Below are 15,537 nucleotides of genomic sequence, written 5' to 3'. Positions count from 1 at the left end.
AATTCGTAATTCGTAATTATTGATGAATCGAGTCAATGTTCAATATATAAAAATAATTTGAGGAAATTGTGAGGAATCAGTTATCAGTTATGGGAAATAGGTAGAGAAGCGCTATGGCGCTTCTCCACAAAAATTACTTCCCAACCTTAGAAGTGTCATTAGTATCGAGGTGCGATCGCAAAACAGAAGGAGTATGTACCCAGACAGCTTGTTGCGGTACGGGAATAGCAATATCGGCGATATCGAAAGCCTTTTTCAATCGACGGCGATATTCTCTGGCTACATCCCATTGTTTGAGGGGTTGGGTTTTAATCCAAACCCGAATAATTAAACCGCGATCGCCAAAATTATCAACTCCTAGTACTTCTGGTCTTTCTAGAATTTGATCTCGCCACTGGGGATCTCGATCCATTTCTACACCCACCTCCTCAATTAAAAATAATGCTTGGTCGAGGTTGGCATTGTAAGCAACGGGTATACTTAAATCGGCACGCGACCACCGACTAGAAAGGTTTGCCACAATTTTAATTTCACTATTGGGAATAGTAATTAATCTACCTTCAGCATCGCGTAACTGAGTGATTCGCAGATTGAGATTTTCTACCAAACCGCCAAAAGTACCGACGTTAATTACGTCACCTACGGCGTACTGGTCTTCTACAATAATCAAAAAGCCATTGATCGCATCTTTAATTAAACTTTGGGATGCTAGAGATATGGCTACACCAAGTAGCCCCGCACCAGCTAACACTGGAACTAAATCTACACCCAGAGTTGAAAGGACAAGTAGTAAGCCCAAAGCGACAATACTAATAGTGGTCACGCTTTTAGCAACACCAGAAATTGTCATTACCCGCAGTTGCAAGCGTACATAGTCTTGAGCGCCTAATAAGGCATTATTCGCCAGTGCATGAGTAAAGCGATCGATCGCAACATAGCTGGCGCGAGTGGCGACATAGGCTCCAATTGAGACAAGTCCAATCACGGCGGGAATTCTGACGATTGGAATTTGGAGTATCGCTAGAATCCAAACTGGAATAAACCGCGTGTAAGGGAACAACCCTAAAATTACCAGCGTTCCGCCAACCCATACGCCAGTTTGAGATAGCTGAAATATTCTTCGCCTGACTTCCCGTAAGTTATTTTGCTGTTGCTGCGTTAATTGTGTCGTGACTGACTCTGAGGGATCTGTGGGAGTCGTCGAAATTGGTATGACTCGATCTAAACGATCGCGCCAGCGGCGAATTCCCCAGCTAGCTACTACGATACCCACAAAAATTCCAGTGGCGATCGCACCTCGGCGGATCAAAACTTGAGGTTTTCGTTCCTCTTTTGCTGCTTTCAGCTCTTGTGGCAGAGATTGTACTAAATCGCGTGCCAAATTTTGCACGCTAGTTTTTCCTTGAACCTCAGCATCTAAATCGGTGGGAGTGAAGAGATACTGCTGATTAATCGAAATGGCTGGCGGAGTTTGAGACACACCCGTGGGACTATTTGCATCCGTAATCGTTTGGCGTTGAGATCTGACTTCCAGTTCTTCCTCAGAATTGCTTGCAAAGTAATCTTCGCTAATGTTTTCTAAGTTTGACTGCACCTCATTGACCCGCTTAGCTAACTCCTCCCTAGAAGATGCCGTAACCTGAAACAAACGACGACCATCTAAGGTAATCCAGTCAGTATAGATCTGTCTTTGAGGATTATTGCGATCGCGAGTTGGTTGGTAAGCAGATAGAAAATTGTCGATTCCTGGGAGATCGAGTGAATGTAAACCTGGAATAGGTAACGATTGCTGTAAATTCGCTGGTTGTGTCGGCTTGGCTAGAGTGGGGGCAATAACTGAAGCATTCAGCACGATTGAACCCAAAATGCCACAAGTGAAACACATGACTAGCCGTCGTCTGCTTTTTGGTTTAGCGATCGCCTGAATTTGAGAGCGCACGTCCACACCTCCTACTTTTCACACTTATACACATTACTAGATGAAGGATGGTTGTTGGGAAGTGAGTAGTGAGTGGCTGGTGGCTGGTGGCTGGTGGCTGGTGACTGAACTCAATTCTTGTCACTAGCTGCTGCTAAAACAGCAGAGTCAAAATGCTCTATAGTGGCGCTTTGGCTGGGTTCTTTTCTAGTCACTAGTCACTACTTACTAGCCACTGATTAAAAAAACATAAAGTTTGTTCGCTAAAGTATGAAATAAGTGTAAATTTTGCGCGTAACAGCTATTGATGGGTTGACGGCTGTTAGCTGGTCTTCATAGTCTAGACTGGTATTTTTGCAAGGGGTATACGTGCTGTACTAGATGTTCAGGTAATAATTCCCCTTCTAGAAAAATGCAGTTAAGCTAAGTAAGACCACCTAAATTAACTCTTTAGGAATTAACTACATGACGGTTGCTCTCGATAAACTAAAGTACGAAATCAAAGATCCTGCTCTAGCAACCTTAGGTAAGCAGCGGATTGAATGGGCTGGGCGCGAGATGCCAGTGTTACGGCAGATCCGCGATCGCTTTGCCCAAGAAAAGCCTTTTGCCGGAATTCGCTTGGTCGCTTGTTGTCATGTCACTACAGAAACAGCACACTTGGCGATCGCCCTCAAAGCTGGTGGTGCAGATGCCGTTTTAATTGCTAGCAACCCCCTGTCTACTCAAGATGATGTAGCAGCTAGCTTAGTTGTAGATCATGGCATTCCTGTCTTTGCCATCAAAGGGGAAGACAACGCCACGTATAACAAACACGTCCAAATCGCTCTCGATCATCGCCCCAACATTATCATCGATGATGGCAGTGACGTAGTTGCAACTTTAATTCAAGAGCGGCAAAACCAAATCGCTGACTTAATCGGTACAACCGAAGAAACCACTACGGGTATCGTTCGCTTGCAAGCGATGTTAAAGGATGGCGTACTGACATTCCCAGCAGTGAATGTAAACGATGCCGATACTAAGCATTTCTTTGATAATCGTTACGGTACGGGTCAATCTACCCTAGATGGGATCGTTCGCGCTACCAATATTCTGCTCGCTGGCAAGACTGTAATTGTTGCTGGTTACGGTTGGTGCGGTAAGGGTACGGCACTACGGGCGCGTGGCATGGGTGCTAATGTCATCGTGACCGAAATCGACCCAATTAAGGCAATTGAAGCAGTAATGGATGGTTTCCGCGTCCTCCCAATGGCAGAAGCTGCACCTCAAGGAGATATCTTCATCACAGTTACAGGTAACAAGCACGTTATTCGTAGCGAACATTTCGACGTGATGAAAGACGGCGCGATCGTTTGTAACTCCGGTCACTTTGATATTGAAATTGACCTTAAGTCTTTAAAATCTAAAGCAGCAGAAGTCAAAAACGTTCGTCCTTTTACCGAACAGTACAAACTCAACAGCGGCAAGTCAGTTGTCGTCATCGGTGAAGGCAGACTGGTAAACTTGGCAGCAGCAGAAGGACACCCCAGTGCTGTCATGGATATGAGTTTTGCTAACCAAGCTATGGCTTGCGAATATCTAGTAAAAAACAAAGGTAAACTCGCCCCTGGCTTACATTCCATCCCAGTTGAAGTTGACCAAGAAATTGCTCGTTTGAAATTGCAAGCAATGGGTATCAGCGTTGATACTCTCACAGCAGAACAAGTTGAATACATCAATTCTTGGACTTCTGGAACATAATCGATCTGAGATTCTCTTAGGGATCTAGGATGTAGGGTGGGCAATGCCCACCCTATTGCATATTCAACGTTCTTGTCGAGGCAGTTCAATGACTGAATGGATTGTAAATATCATGACTTCCCTTGGTTATTTGGGAATCGGATTGTTGATGTTTTTAGAAAACCTTTTTCCTCCCATTCCTTCAGAACTGATCATGCCATTGGCGGGTTTTACCGCAGCACAAGGTAAGTTGAATATTGTAGGGGCGATCGCGGCAGGTGTAATAGGAACTGTCATCGGGGCGTTACCTTGGTACTATGCAGGAAAATTCTTAGGCGAAGAACGATTGAAGCTTTGGGCAGATAAATACGGTAAATGGATAACTATTACTGGTAAAGATATTGACAGATCGAAACATTGGTTTGACAAGCATGGGGTGAAAGCAGTACTTCTGTGTCGCATGGTTCCTGGGGTACGCACTTTGATTTCACTTCCCGCCGGAATCGGTGATATGCATGTAGTACCGTTCCTGATCTACTCAACTGTCGGAACGATATTGTGGGTAGGACTTTTAACTGCTGCTGGATACATCTTGGGAGATCACTACCAAATAGTAGAGGAATACCTTGCACCTGTTTCTAAAATTGTACTTGCAGCTCTAGTTATTGGTTTAATAATTGTAATTATCAGACGGAGGCAGCGACGGTAAATTATTGTCATTTCGATCGCTTCTTAAGAGGTATGGTGCATTATTAACGCACCATACATATAATTTAAAGAACATCTGATTTGTGCGATCGCCACCTTGAAAAATCGTTCTTATTCTCGTTCTTATTACTGGCAGCTAATACCATATATCCGTCCCCAGTGGCAAAACCTAGCTAAGGGCGGCGTAGGAATTTTAGGCTTTGTCATCGCTACGTTAGCCTTAATTCATTTAGCTGGAAGATTGACTACACCGTTTGGACAAGGTAATGTCGTTGCGATCGCTCAACTTTCTACATTATGTGCCGCAGTCTTTCTCATCAGAGGAATTGCCCAATCAATCCAAGATATTTATATGGCAAAAGCAGCTTTAAAAGTTGCTTTCCACCTGCGTAAACAAGTTTACAGCCACCTACAAAAACTTAATCTCAGCTATTTTGAAACTGCAAAAGCAGGCGATTTATCTTACCGACTGACGGAAGACATCGATCGCATTGGAGAAATCGTAAACAAGATTTTTCACGATTTTATTCCTTGTCTTTTGCAGTTGGTGGTAATTCCAATCTATATGCTGTACCTAAATTGGCAGCTGACGATCGCAATCATTTTAGTCGTGCCGTTAATAGGTATATTAATTACTTGGTTCGGCGAACGAGTACGCAAGTTTTCGCTCAAAAGTCAAAATCGTATTTCAGATTTATCAGCAATTTTAACTGAAGTTTTTAGTGGCATTCGGATTATTCAAGCTTTTGCAGCTGAAGAAAGAGAAATTACTCGATTCAGCCATGAAGCAGAACGGACTTTACAAGCTAAATACTCCACAGAACGACTCAAAGCCATTCAAATTCCGGTCGTGGGATTTTTACAAGCATTGAGCTTTTTATTTGTTCTGTTATTTGCAGCTTGGCAAATCTCTCAAAATAACTTGACTGTAGCAGGATTTTTTAGCTATTTAGCAGCAGCAGTATCGATTATCGATCCGATTAGTCATACAACTAATAATTATAACGAGTTTAAACAAGCAGAAGCTTCTGTCGATCGCGTGTTTGAATTATTGGCAATTCAACCGACAGTAGAAGAAAAGTCAAATGCGATCGCTCTGCCTTTAGTCAGCGGTAAAGTAGAATATCGTCAGATCGGTTTTGCCTATAAACTAGGACAACCAATACTAGAAAACTTGAGTTTAATTGCTCAACCAGGCGAAAGAATTGCTTTAGTTGGTGCTTCTGGCGCGGGAAAAACAACTTTAGTTAACTTACTCCCACGCTTTTACGATCCGCAGTCGGGAAAAGTTTTAATTGATGAAATTGATGTGCGTGACGTGCAATTGAAAAGTCTGCGACGACAAATAGGGATTGTTCCCCAAGAAACAGTTTTATTTTCAGGTGCGATCGCCGAAAATATTGCTTTTGGACAGGCTAGTTACAATTTAGTAGATGTAGAATCAGCCGCCAAAATTGCCAATGCTCATCAATTTATTATGCAACTTCCTGATGGTTATTACACCCAAGTCGGAGAAAGAGGCGTAAATTTATCGGGAGGACAAAGACAAAGAATTGCGATCGCCCGTGCGGTTTTACTCGATCCGCGTATTCTGATATTAGATGAAGCTACCTCTGCCTTAGATTCAGAATCGGAAGCTTTAGTACAAGAAGCTTTAGAAAGATTGATGCAGAATCGAACTGTATTTATCATCGCCCATCGTTTAACTACTGTACGTCGTAGCGATCGCATTTTGGTGATGGAAAAAGGGCAAATTGTCGAATCGGGTACGCATGAGGAGTTGTTGGCATTAGAAGGACGCTACGCGCGGTTTTATGCACAGCAGTTTAGTTAAACTACGAATATATATTGATGCTTTAATTTAATTAAAAATGATAAAAAATAAAAGATGTAAAAATAATTGCTTTCCTCTTACTCTTAGTAATAAATATAAGACATTATTTTTAGAATTCTTTGACTAATACAAGTATGAATCCTAAACAAAATTTATTGATATTGCTATTCATTTTATTTGTTTTGTGTATTAATTATTTTCAGTCATATAATGGCAGATTTGTTTTTGAAGTAGAATTATTAAATCTGATTTTTTACAATTTTGCATTTTTAATCCCATTGCTTTTATTTTTTAATAGTTTTTTATTTAAAGATGCTGAAACAAAAAGTTTAAGTATAGCGGTATTTATAGTTCCTAGTACCATCACTCTCCTACTATATTCATATATTGTTTTACCGAGTATTTTATCTGGCAGTGGAAAACTTGTACGTAGAATCCAAGAATCAGAAGCTAATATTATTAGCGTCTACAAGTATACAACTTATGGTTTCCTGGACAACGGACATATTTGTGGAGCTTGGGTCAGACAGAAAAGAGTATTCCCTGGAATTATTAGAAATCAAGAATTAATCCACGAGTGTCGCGAGTATTGAGATGATACAACATTTTATTGAACTAGCTTGACAATTTTTTATTCTTTATACGCTCTTGCAAGCAGCTAATAATTTCAGGCGTTAAACTTTCTTCTGGTTCAACAAGTTCTCGTTCAGCCATTAATGTCTCAATTTCAGCAGGCGAGACTTGTCCTAAATTCTGTAATAGAGTATTAAAAGATTCTTTTTGGCGATCGCTTGTTGTTTCATCTAGAGTTTCAACCGTGTAAGCTGATGTCACTTGACGAGTCAAGGCATACACGATGTACTGATTTAAAGAGACACCTTCACTTTCGGCTAATCGCACTAATTGCTGATGTAACGTTTCGGGTAAGCGTACTGTTAATCTACTCATTTTCAACTCCTGGCAAAATCAAAATATGTCTAACTCGATAGAGCAATAACAACCTCTACAGGTGTCATCACTTGCAATCCTAATGATTCTTTTGCAGTTTTAAAATCTCGTATATTTGATGTGACAACAATCGCACTTGCATTCATTGCACAATCGATAACGTGTTCGTCTCCTGGATCGGGTGAAGTAGGTCGCCACGAGTAATAAATGGTTGTAAAATTTGCTTGAGATAGCAAGGTTCCTAGAACGGGTTTCATGCTTTGCCAACGAGTTTCTGAAAGCTTACGAGATAGAACATCTGCGTATTCATAAGCTAGAGCATTTGAGACATAGACTTGAAGTAAGTCAGCTAACCAAGCATCAACAATTAAACTAGCTGCATTACCCCTTTGAGTTAATCCTGCAAAGACAACATTTGTATCAATAACTACTCGTAACATGAAATATCTAAAATATAGCACTACTATAGCACCATATTTAGTGTCATTATTTTTAGAGATTTAAGATTCTGGTGAAATCCAACTTTGACAATCTGAGTACTGCTGAACGTTGCTACTCAGAGTGTTTCCAAATAACTCAGCAGATCTGCCATTTCCTTTTCGCTAGGCTGAAATTTTGGCATTGGTGGTGTATCCCCACTAATCACCTGATGAATTAAACCGTAACCCGACTTCCGTTTAGAAACTCCTTGCAGGCTGGGACCAACATTACCTTCTGCTTGAAAACCATGACAACCAGCGCAGTTCATCTGGAAGATCGCGTTACCTTGCATCGGATCGCCAGATAAAGATAAAACACCCTTAATATAAGGATCGGCGGGACTGAGTAGGTAAGCGCCCACAATCGCTATGGCGATCGCCAATAATAGCGCTAGAGCGATTGTTGCGAACCGCTGGAGCGAATTTTGACTGAGGACGTGCTGGTTATCCAAAAGGTTTCACTAAAAGTCAAATTGACAAATCTTTTCTATATCCTACACATAGCTTAAAAGTTCTTGACCTTATCGGCAAGCAAATAGCGCTAATTTATACCCATTAAATTTTTGTTAAAATCGACTGACATTTAGTCAGCTAAAGACTTCTGACTCAGCCCCCTACATACAACTAAACAGAGGTATGATTAAAGACGTGCAGAAAAACTTAATCTAAGCAAACATATTACTACATCTGACATTCAGGAGATTTGACGTGGTTGAACCCTTACTCGATGGCATGGTACTAGGTCTAATTTTTGTTACCCTGGCAGGGCTGTTTTTCAAAGCTTACGAGCAATTCAAGCGCGGTAAAAAGCTGGGAATTGACTAAGAACGTTTCAGGAGACAAGGGAGACAAGGAGGACAAGGGAGACAAGGAAGAGAGTACTACTACCTTTCTCATTTTTCTTCCGACTCCCGACTCCCGACTCCCGACTCCCTAGTATAAAAGGTCAGAGTTGTATTACCGTAAACTTTTTGACGACAGATTTCTAAGCTAGAGATGGCTTGCGGTTGCCAGAGCGCAGAATCGTATTCTACAGCGAGTTCTCCCTCTGGGTGCAAGAGATGATAGCGAGCGATCGCCTCTAATATTGGCTGATACAATCCACTGGCATAGGGTGGATCGAAGTAGATGCGATCGAATTGCTGTCCGACTAGAGTTTTTAATTTTTGTACGACATCTCCGCGCAATACCTGGAACTGTTGTTCTGGTTTGGTTATTTTCTGCCAATTCTGTTGAATAACGTTGCAAGCACGGTTGGATTGCTCGATCCCGACTACACAACTAGCGCCCCTACATAAAGCTTCTGCACCCATCGAGCCAGTTCCGGCGCATAAATCAAGCCAGCGACAATTAGCAATTTTTCCTTGCCAGATATTAAATACTGCCTCCCGCACTCTACCGCTAGTAGGGCGCGTATCTTTACCTGGGAGAGATTTTAGTTGGCGATTCCCGGAGATTCTGAGACTCATCGGAGGGTACGAAAACTTCTATAGGCGGGTTTTATCGAACATCTGTGCGAACAAACCAAAGATTTTTGGTTGAACCCACCCCTACTAACACGCAACACCAACCTTTACCTGCGCCACGAAGTTAGATAAAATTTGTAAACCTGCTGTAGAAGACTTTTCGGGGTGAAATTGGACGGCTACGAGGTTATCTTGGGCGATCGCCGCTGTGATGATTTGGCTGCCATGAGTGACTGTAGCAGCGCGAACTTGCGGATTGACGGGATCGACGTAGTAGGAATGAACGAAATAAACCCAGGGATTGGGTTGCAACTTTTGCCATAACGTGCATTCTGGTTGGGTAAATTGCAGTTGGTTCCAACCCATGTGGGGAATTGTAATTCCTGGTTCGGAGGTGAAGCGGCGGACAGTACCAGCAATAATTCCCAGTCCTGGTTCCTTGCCTTCTTCGCTGCCGTCGAATAAAATTTGCAAACCGAGGCAAATTCCTAAAAATGGTATCCTGCTAGCGATCGCCTGTTTGATGGGTGCTTCCAAACCCCGCGATCGCAAATGTTGCACGGCTGGATCGAATGAGCCAACTCCTGGCAGAACGATCGCATCTGCTTGTATTATTTCTCTGGCGGAATCCGTGATTTTTGGGGTTGCGCCTGCATTTTCTAGTCCTTTACAGGCAGAGTGCAAGTTTCCCATGTCATAATCTACAACTGCGATCGTTGCCATAATCGATCCTCATTTCGGCACTCTATTATTTTAGGTCAATACACCTGCTTATACGAAACTGTGTACGGGCGGGTTCGCGGAACAACTCCGACTCCGACAAATATGGCTAGTAAACCCGCCCCTACCATTGCATATGACAAAAAAGATCTTGCTAACTTCTTTTACAACTTGGCTACCCCATCAAATAACGAATTCTTCTGACGACCTATTAGAAAAAATATCTCAACTTAACTATACATTTGCTGTTCTCAACTTTTTGCGCCAGTTACCTGTTAATATTCAACTTGCCAGCAATATAGTGATGAAAAAAGCTTGGGTTTTAGAACCTAATTTAATTATTTGTTGCGGTATGGCAGAACGCCGACAGCATTTGACTATTGAATCTAATGCAACTTGTAATGGTAGGATTTTACAGACAAATATCGATTTAGAAAAGTTAGTACAGGAAAATGAGAGAGTAAAAATTAGTTACGATGCAGGTAAGTTTGTTTGCGAAGGACTCTATTATTCAGTTTTAGAATGGATTGTTCGTCATCAATTATCAACAAGTTGTATTTTTATCCACGTACCTATCTTGACAGAGCAAAATTTCGATTTAGTTGTGAATGATTTTGAATTCATTTTGCAAAAACTTGGCAACTATTAGATGAAACCAGCATTCAAATATGTCTTGTGGAGTTTTGGAGTAATTAGTTTAGGTATTGTTGGCTATGTTAGCTTTACCTTATGGCGAGTCTTGAGTATTGGCACGGCTTATCAAGCAAAACAATTTTGTTCGGGTGTGTTTGTCTCTCAACGCACTCCAGAGTCTATTTTCGATCGAGATGTTTTGGCTGAGATTGCGGGTTTATCAACTTTGGAACAGTCAATTGTCAAGTCAATTCAAGTAAATATCGATCGCCCGCAGCAATCTGTCACTGCAAGTATTTTGGGCTTGGCAAAACACCAAGCGATCTTTCGTCCTGGGCTTGGTTGTACTTTGGTTATCGATCGCTCTGTACAAGAGTTGCGATCGCAGACTCAGCAACTCAACTTAACTCCACGACAAGATCGACGTTGGTTGCAAGGAAAGACAAACCAAATTCCGGCTGAAATTAACCAAAAACAACTTGCAGCAGCTATGGATTGGATTTTCAATCCTCAACATGACTCTAGGGCTGTTGTCATTGTCTACAAAGGCGAGATTGTGGCAGAACGTTATGCCCCAGGTTTTTCGGCGCAAATGCCGTTGTTGGGATGGTCGATGACTAAGAGTGTAATGAATGCACTAGTAGGCATTTTAGTCAAGCAGGGTAAGCTGTCGCTAACAGACGAAAATCTCATGCCAGAGTGGAATCATCCAGGCGATCGCCGCAGTCAAATTGCACTCGATCGAATGCTTCGCATGAGTAGCGGTTTGAAGTTTGACGAGAACGAGGGCAACCCTCTGGGTAATCTAATTCAAATGCTATTCGGTCAGAGTAACGTAGCTGCTTACGCTGCAAGTCAACCTCTGGAAGCCGATCCAGGTAGTAAATGGCAGTATGCCAGCGGTACGTCCAACATTCTCTCTCGGATTGTGCGCCGTGCGGTCGGCGATCGCGATGCCGATTATCTCACATTTCCCCGTCGCGCTCTATTCAATCCTCTGGGGATGTCTAGTGCAGTTATCGAACCGGATGCATCGGGAACCTTTATCGGTTCTGCTTTCATGTATGCTACGGCAAGGGATTGGGCGCGGTTTGGTTTGCTTTATTTACAAGATGGCATGTGGGAAGGGCAACGCATCTTGCCCGAAGGCTGGGTGAAATATAGTCGCACGCCAGCTCCAGCAGCACCCAAGAAAAATTATGGCGCTCATTTTTGGTTAATGAATGTTTCTACACCATCTGGACACAGCAAAATTATGACCGCTCAAGGATTTCAAGATCAGTACACTGCTATTATTCCTTCACACCAACTCGTTATCGTTCATCTTGGTAGGAATAAAAACAGAACGCGCCAACAATTTATTCCTCGCGTTTTAGCGGCTTTTGCTAATTAATTTGGATGGGTTTACAGGAAATATTTGTTGGAGTCAAAGATGCTTCGTGAAACCGCCTCTACAACTTTTGACTTTTAACTTTTGACTTGCTTATGCTGCCTTTGTTGCCAATTTTCCCCATTGCTCAAACCACTCCCCCACCACAAGAAATCGTACAACCGCGAATTGTGCGTCCTTTAGCTGGCAGTTTGGATGCAGTGCCAGTATTTAATAGTAATAGTCCCGAAAAAGTACAGGCAGAAGGAATCTTACTTTCCACTTTTCCGCCTGCTGGAAAAAAATCTAAATCTGCTCATCTGAATTTTCCTTTTAGGGGTAGATTCGATCTGTTTGCTCATCACGTTTTTCAACCGACTACACCGGACGATCTGCGATCGCTCTATTTAGGAGTCATCTTACATAATCCTGGCAAGCAAGCGGTACGGGTAGATATTTTGCAAGCAGCCAGTTATCTCAGTCAACCAGATGCACCGTTTGCAGAATTACCACCTGTAGCTGAAAATAACTTGGGTACGATATTTGCGGGACCAGGCGATCGCGTCATGAATGAGATTTTGCGCGGACAGCGACAGTCGAGTTTTCCGCCGCAACTGATTATTCCCCCCGGACAAAGCCAGATGTTAGTTAACTTGCCAATTCCAGTACAAGGTTTAGAACCGCCGATTAACGGACGGTCTACATTCATGCGCTTGCGGAGTAGTGGAACGGTTTATGCTGCAAGTTTGGCAATGTACGCGCCTACTGATTCTACTGGTCAAGAGCGATCGCCTACTCTAGAAGAATGGCAGCAAATCTTAGAGCGTGGGAATTTAGCTGGACCCCGCGATAAAACTCCTACACCACCAGAACAAACGAGCGGTAAAGTTGTTTACGGTCGCGTTGCTGGGGTGGCACAGGGTTCCCAATGGCGATCGCAATTGGTTGATAGTTCGTCGGGTGCTTCTTCTTTAAGTATTCCGTCGCCAGGTGAAGCTTTTTCCTATGGTTTGAGTATGTTGAACCAAGGGACGTTGGGAACGAGTCAAATTCAAAGTGCGCCAATGCTGATTCGTTACCCAGATACAGCTTATCGCGCCCACGGTAACTATGGGATCCAATATAGTCTGAGTTTGCCACTACAAAACAATAGCGATCGCGATCGAACTGTTACCGTCTCTCTAGAAACACCCCTGAAGGAAGACAAACTCAGTCAAGGCGGGTTGCGTTTCTTTAGTTCGCCAGCCAAGCAGGTATTCTTTCGCGGTACGGTAAGGTTGCGTTATAACGACGACCAAAACTTACCTCGGACGAAGTACGTGCATTTGGTTCAGACGAGGGGACAGCAGGGAGAAGCATTAGTAACTTTACAGATGAAACCAGGCGATCGCCGTTTGATACAGTTAGACTTTCTTTATCCGCCAGATGCAACCCCTCCGCAGGTTTTAACGATTGGGACACAGTAACTTTTTTACTTTAACCCTAGAGAATATTCTCCATAGGTAGCGATAGGTTCAAAACCAAGTTGAGAATAGCAGGCGATCGCGCTTGCATTGTCTACTTTCACATTCAAGCCAATGTGAGTTACTGTCTGCAATAACTCTTGACATAGTTTTGCACAGACAAGTTTTGCTAACCCTCGTCCGCGAAATTGAGGATGAGTGGTGATATTTCCTAATGCTGCAACTTTGTATTGTGATGAGTAGACGTGAATGCCTGCTACACTTACCAAGTTTTTATCTTGCTTAATGCCGTAGAAATAGCCAATGTCTAGCATACGTGGATTGAATCCATTATCTGGATAGCTTTGACTATATAGTCCCTCTAACTCCTTTAAATTCGATCCTGCTAGTGGTATGGCATCAGAAGTATCAAATGTATTCAAGTACGAACTATTCGTCAAAGCCATTTTGTAGTGTAAACCATAAGATTCAACTTGATATTTATCTGCAAACACAGTAACTAAATCTTTACTTAAATGAGCGTAAAGTTTTCTTGGTAGTAGGTGAAGAATTGACTGCAACAAATCCTGCATCGATCTGGGTTCTTCTGTTAAAGCTAGTAAGACAGGTAGAGGTATACCTGTATAAAGTAAAGCTATTTGTTGAATTTTTTGCCGATTTGTAAGAGCATACCAAGTAGTATTATTCCAAAAGAAGTCATCCAAATCTCCTAATTCATATAAGTGGAGAAAAGTATGGCTACGGAGAAATGTTTCAATTTGGTTTTTATCGTGCAAACAAATTATGTTTTGCATGGATATAAATTGATTGAAATTCGTTTTGTGTGTAGAGACGTTACATGTAACGTCTCTACACATGTCACGTACGCAATCGAAATTTGCAATCTTATTTTTTTAAACCAAAACCCGTCTTCTTCTTACTTCCACCTTTGGTTTTAGAACTAGATTTATTCACCTCTACAAAAGCTTCTTCAAATAAGTTGTGTAGATGAATAGGAACGCTAGCAATTTCTGGTAATTCCGGTTCTATCGGTTTATTGTATTCTTGTAATAGCGGTTCTAAGTCGCTGTCAAGTTTGAACTGAGGGCGTTCTAAGACCGTTTGCAATACTTTTTCTAATTGTTTGGGGTATTGTCGTGCTAATTTCTGCCAGATAAAAGTGTTGATAGTAGCATTTTCTAAATAATACTTAACTAATTTTTCCGCACCTTCTTGCGATCGCCAATCCTCAGCTTCTAACAACTCTACGAACTTAGTATACGTAGGTAGAAACATTTGTCCCCAGCGAGGATGAGAAATCGCCGTCACCTGTTCGGCTTTTTTCAGATCTGCTGGTAATTCTACTTTTGGTGCTACCATTTTAGTCTTGCTTTTATCTGCAAGAATCTGAGAAATTGCTTGCGAGTCCGCACCTGCTTCCTTAGCGGCTGCTTCAATTTCTTCATCTCCTACTCCCGCTTCTTCAGCTAGTTCTGACAAACTTTTAGATTCATCAACTCCGGCTGCTTTGAGGCGTTGTTGAGTTAGTATTTCTTGAAATTCAGCGACTTTTTTATTGAGTTGATAACCAGGCATCGTCACTTCTTCATTTCCAAAGAAATCTATAAATTCTTGATGATAGTTAGCCACAGATTGCCAAGCTTCTGCTAATAAATCTGGAGCATCGCTATAAAGATGTTTTCTATGGTTGTCTTTAAAATTACCAATTGCTACGGCAAGTTTGGGTTTTCCCAATTTACCCATCAGCGTGTAAGCACAAGAAAATGTCCAATAATCATCGGTGACGGGTGCGATGCGAGTCAGTAAGATTTCTCCCTCTTTCCAGCGAGACATTTCTTGTAATGTTCTCTCGTTGTTTGGCTTCACAGTGTATTGTTTTGCCGTCAGCCAGTTCATCAATTCCAAACCATCGGGAAGAATTTTAGTAATAGTAAATAAACCGATAAAACTCCGCTTCCAACTATTTAGCAATTGGCGATCGCTCTTAGTCAACTCAGGCTGGCTTTCAATAAATAAGTCTATAGGTGTTTTGTCGCCGACCTGTCCTTCAGTAATAAATGTATCGATGACTATTTCTTGCTGAACCGCATCGTAGCGGTCTTTACGCGCATTGGCAGCAGCATAAGCCTCTAAAGCCTCAGCGAGTTCTCCTTCTGCATCGAGGACGAAATCGGTTAAGTCTTGTTTGAGTTGGCGCGATCGCTCTAGGATTGCTTCTACCATGAGGTTTTTTGATTGTATGGCTTTTACTAGGGTAAAGGTTGTATGGCAGTTTGA

General features: G+C 42.2%; 15 protein-coding genes. 7 read left to right on the top strand and 8 right to left on the bottom strand.

Annotated elements, in window-relative coordinates; all coding sequences use genetic code 11:
- Nucleotides 1–133: 133 nt before the first annotated feature.
- Nucleotides 134–1,939: a mechanosensitive ion channel family protein gene (locus tag DSM107010_RS05150; protein WP_106166073.1), complete on the bottom strand. Its 1,806-nt coding sequence runs from the start codon at nucleotides 1,937–1,939 to the stop codon at nucleotides 134–136.
- Between the two features lie 444 nt (nucleotides 1,940–2,383).
- On the opposite strand from DSM107010_RS05150, the gene ahcY reads away from it, so the two are divergent.
- From ahcY to DSM107010_RS05135, 3 genes are all read left to right on the top strand, one after another.
- Entirely contained in the window at nucleotides 2,384–3,661 is a 1,278-nt protein-coding gene (gene ahcY, locus DSM107010_RS05145; RefSeq protein ID WP_106166069.1) for an adenosylhomocysteinase, read from the top strand.
- Between the two features lie 88 nt (nucleotides 3,662–3,749).
- Entirely contained in the window at nucleotides 3,750–4,349 is a 600-nt protein-coding gene (locus tag DSM107010_RS05140; RefSeq protein ID WP_106166068.1) for a DedA family protein, read from the top strand.
- Nucleotides 4,350–4,445: 96 nt separating this feature from the next.
- The gene (locus DSM107010_RS05135; RefSeq protein ID WP_106166067.1) at nucleotides 4,446–6,182 is read left to right on the top strand and encodes an ABC transporter ATP-binding protein; all 1,737 of its coding nucleotides are present in this window, start codon (nucleotides 4,446–4,448) and stop codon (nucleotides 6,180–6,182) included.
- Nucleotides 6,183–6,797: 615 nt separating this feature from the next.
- On the opposite strand, the gene DSM107010_RS05125 is transcribed toward DSM107010_RS05135, so the two are convergent.
- The 3 genes from DSM107010_RS05125 to DSM107010_RS05115 form a co-directional block, all read right to left on the bottom strand.
- Complete coding sequence (locus DSM107010_RS05125; protein WP_015154648.1) at nucleotides 6,798–7,130, bottom strand: YlcI/YnfO family protein; 333 nt, start codon at nucleotides 7,128–7,130, stop codon at nucleotides 6,798–6,800.
- A gap of 29 nt (nucleotides 7,131–7,159) precedes the next feature.
- Entirely contained in the window at nucleotides 7,160–7,570 is a 411-nt protein-coding gene (locus DSM107010_RS05120) for a PIN domain-containing protein (RefSeq protein WP_106166066.1), read from the bottom strand.
- 116 nt (nucleotides 7,571–7,686) lie between these two features.
- On the bottom strand, nucleotides 7,687–8,061 hold the full coding sequence (locus DSM107010_RS05115; protein ID WP_015154650.1) for a c-type cytochrome: 375 nt from the start codon (nucleotides 8,059–8,061) through the stop codon (nucleotides 7,687–7,689).
- Nucleotides 8,062–8,317: 256 nt separating this feature from the next.
- On the opposite strand from DSM107010_RS05115, the gene petG reads away from it, so the two are divergent.
- Entirely contained in the window at nucleotides 8,318–8,434 is a 117-nt protein-coding gene (gene petG, locus DSM107010_RS05110; protein ID WP_015154651.1) for a cytochrome b6-f complex subunit V, read from the top strand.
- A gap of 68 nt (nucleotides 8,435–8,502) precedes the next feature.
- Here petG and rsmD read toward each other — a convergent pair whose 3' ends face one another.
- Nucleotides 8,503–9,078: a 16S rRNA (guanine(966)-N(2))-methyltransferase RsmD gene (gene rsmD, locus DSM107010_RS05105; protein WP_015154652.1), complete on the bottom strand. Its 576-nt coding sequence runs from the start codon at nucleotides 9,076–9,078 to the stop codon at nucleotides 8,503–8,505.
- An 84-nt stretch (nucleotides 9,079–9,162) separates the two neighbouring features.
- Entirely contained in the window at nucleotides 9,163–9,798 is a 636-nt protein-coding gene (gene hisH, locus DSM107010_RS05100) for an imidazole glycerol phosphate synthase subunit HisH (protein ID WP_106166065.1), read from the bottom strand.
- Nucleotides 9,799–9,931: 133 nt separating this feature from the next.
- Between hisH and DSM107010_RS05095 the strand changes: the two genes are divergently transcribed.
- The 3 genes from DSM107010_RS05095 to DSM107010_RS05085 all read left to right on the top strand — a co-directional run bounded on the left by DSM107010_RS05095 (nucleotide 9,932) and on the right by DSM107010_RS05085 (nucleotide 13,263).
- Entirely contained in the window at nucleotides 9,932–10,444 is a 513-nt protein-coding gene (locus DSM107010_RS05095; RefSeq protein ID WP_106166064.1) for a pyroglutamyl-peptidase I family protein, read from the top strand.
- Entirely contained in the window at nucleotides 10,445–11,821 is a 1,377-nt protein-coding gene (locus DSM107010_RS05090; RefSeq protein WP_106166063.1) for a serine hydrolase domain-containing protein, read from the top strand.
- 92 nt (nucleotides 11,822–11,913) lie between these two features.
- Nucleotides 11,914–13,263 carry a DUF3370 domain-containing protein gene (locus DSM107010_RS05085; RefSeq protein ID WP_106166062.1) on the top strand — a complete coding sequence of 450 codons (1,350 nt, stop codon included), beginning with the start codon at nucleotides 11,914–11,916 and terminating at the stop codon, nucleotides 13,261–13,263.
- 5 nt (nucleotides 13,264–13,268) lie between these two features.
- Here the strand turns inward: DSM107010_RS05085 and DSM107010_RS05080 are convergent, their stop codons facing one another.
- Both DSM107010_RS05080 and DSM107010_RS05075 read right to left on the bottom strand, forming a co-directional pair.
- The gene (locus DSM107010_RS05080; RefSeq protein WP_106166061.1) at nucleotides 13,269–14,054 is read right to left on the bottom strand and encodes a GNAT family N-acetyltransferase; all 786 of its coding nucleotides are present in this window, start codon (nucleotides 14,052–14,054) and stop codon (nucleotides 13,269–13,271) included.
- A 91-nt stretch (nucleotides 14,055–14,145) separates the two neighbouring features.
- On the bottom strand, nucleotides 14,146–15,483 hold the full coding sequence (locus DSM107010_RS05075; RefSeq protein ID WP_106166060.1) for a DUF7986 domain-containing protein: 1,338 nt from the start codon (nucleotides 15,481–15,483) through the stop codon (nucleotides 14,146–14,148).
- Nucleotides 15,484–15,537 lie beyond the last annotated feature (54 nt).

This window comes from Chroococcidiopsis cubana SAG 39.79, from assembly GCF_003991895.1.
Taxonomy (GTDB): domain Bacteria; phylum Cyanobacteriota; class Cyanobacteriia; order Cyanobacteriales; family Chroococcidiopsidaceae; genus Chroococcidiopsis; species Chroococcidiopsis thermalis.
This window is presented reverse-complemented; position numbering and strand designations above follow the sequence as displayed.

Bases quoted from the DNA above. Each gene is read 5' to 3' on its own strand.
- hisH (WP_106166065.1), bottom strand. From the start codon at position 9,798: ATGGCAACGATCGCAGTTGTAGATTATGACATGGGAAACTTGCACTCT.
- rsmD (WP_015154652.1), bottom strand. From the start codon at position 9,078: ATGAGTCTCAGAATCTCCGGGAATCGCCAACTAAAATCTCTCCCAGGT.
- ahcY (WP_106166069.1), top strand. From the start codon at position 2,384: ATGACGGTTGCTCTCGATAAACTAAAGTACGAAATCAAAGATCCTGCT.
- DSM107010_RS05095 (WP_106166064.1), top strand. From the start codon at position 9,932: ATGACAAAAAAGATCTTGCTAACTTCTTTTACAACTTGGCTACCCCAT.
- DSM107010_RS05125 (WP_015154648.1), bottom strand. From the start codon at position 7,130: ATGAGTAGATTAACAGTACGCTTACCCGAAACGTTACATCAGCAATTA.
- DSM107010_RS05075 (WP_106166060.1), bottom strand. From the start codon at position 15,483: ATGGTAGAAGCAATCCTAGAGCGATCGCGCCAACTCAAACAAGACTTA.
- DSM107010_RS05090 (WP_106166063.1), top strand. From the start codon at position 10,445: ATGAAACCAGCATTCAAATATGTCTTGTGGAGTTTTGGAGTAATTAGT.
- DSM107010_RS05085 (WP_106166062.1), top strand. From the start codon at position 11,914: ATGCTGCCTTTGTTGCCAATTTTCCCCATTGCTCAAACCACTCCCCCA.
- DSM107010_RS05140 (WP_106166068.1), top strand. From the start codon at position 3,750: ATGACTGAATGGATTGTAAATATCATGACTTCCCTTGGTTATTTGGGA.
- DSM107010_RS05120 (WP_106166066.1), bottom strand. From the start codon at position 7,570: ATGTTACGAGTAGTTATTGATACAAATGTTGTCTTTGCAGGATTAACT.
- DSM107010_RS05080 (WP_106166061.1), bottom strand. From the start codon at position 14,054: ATGCAAAACATAATTTGTTTGCACGATAAAAACCAAATTGAAACATTT.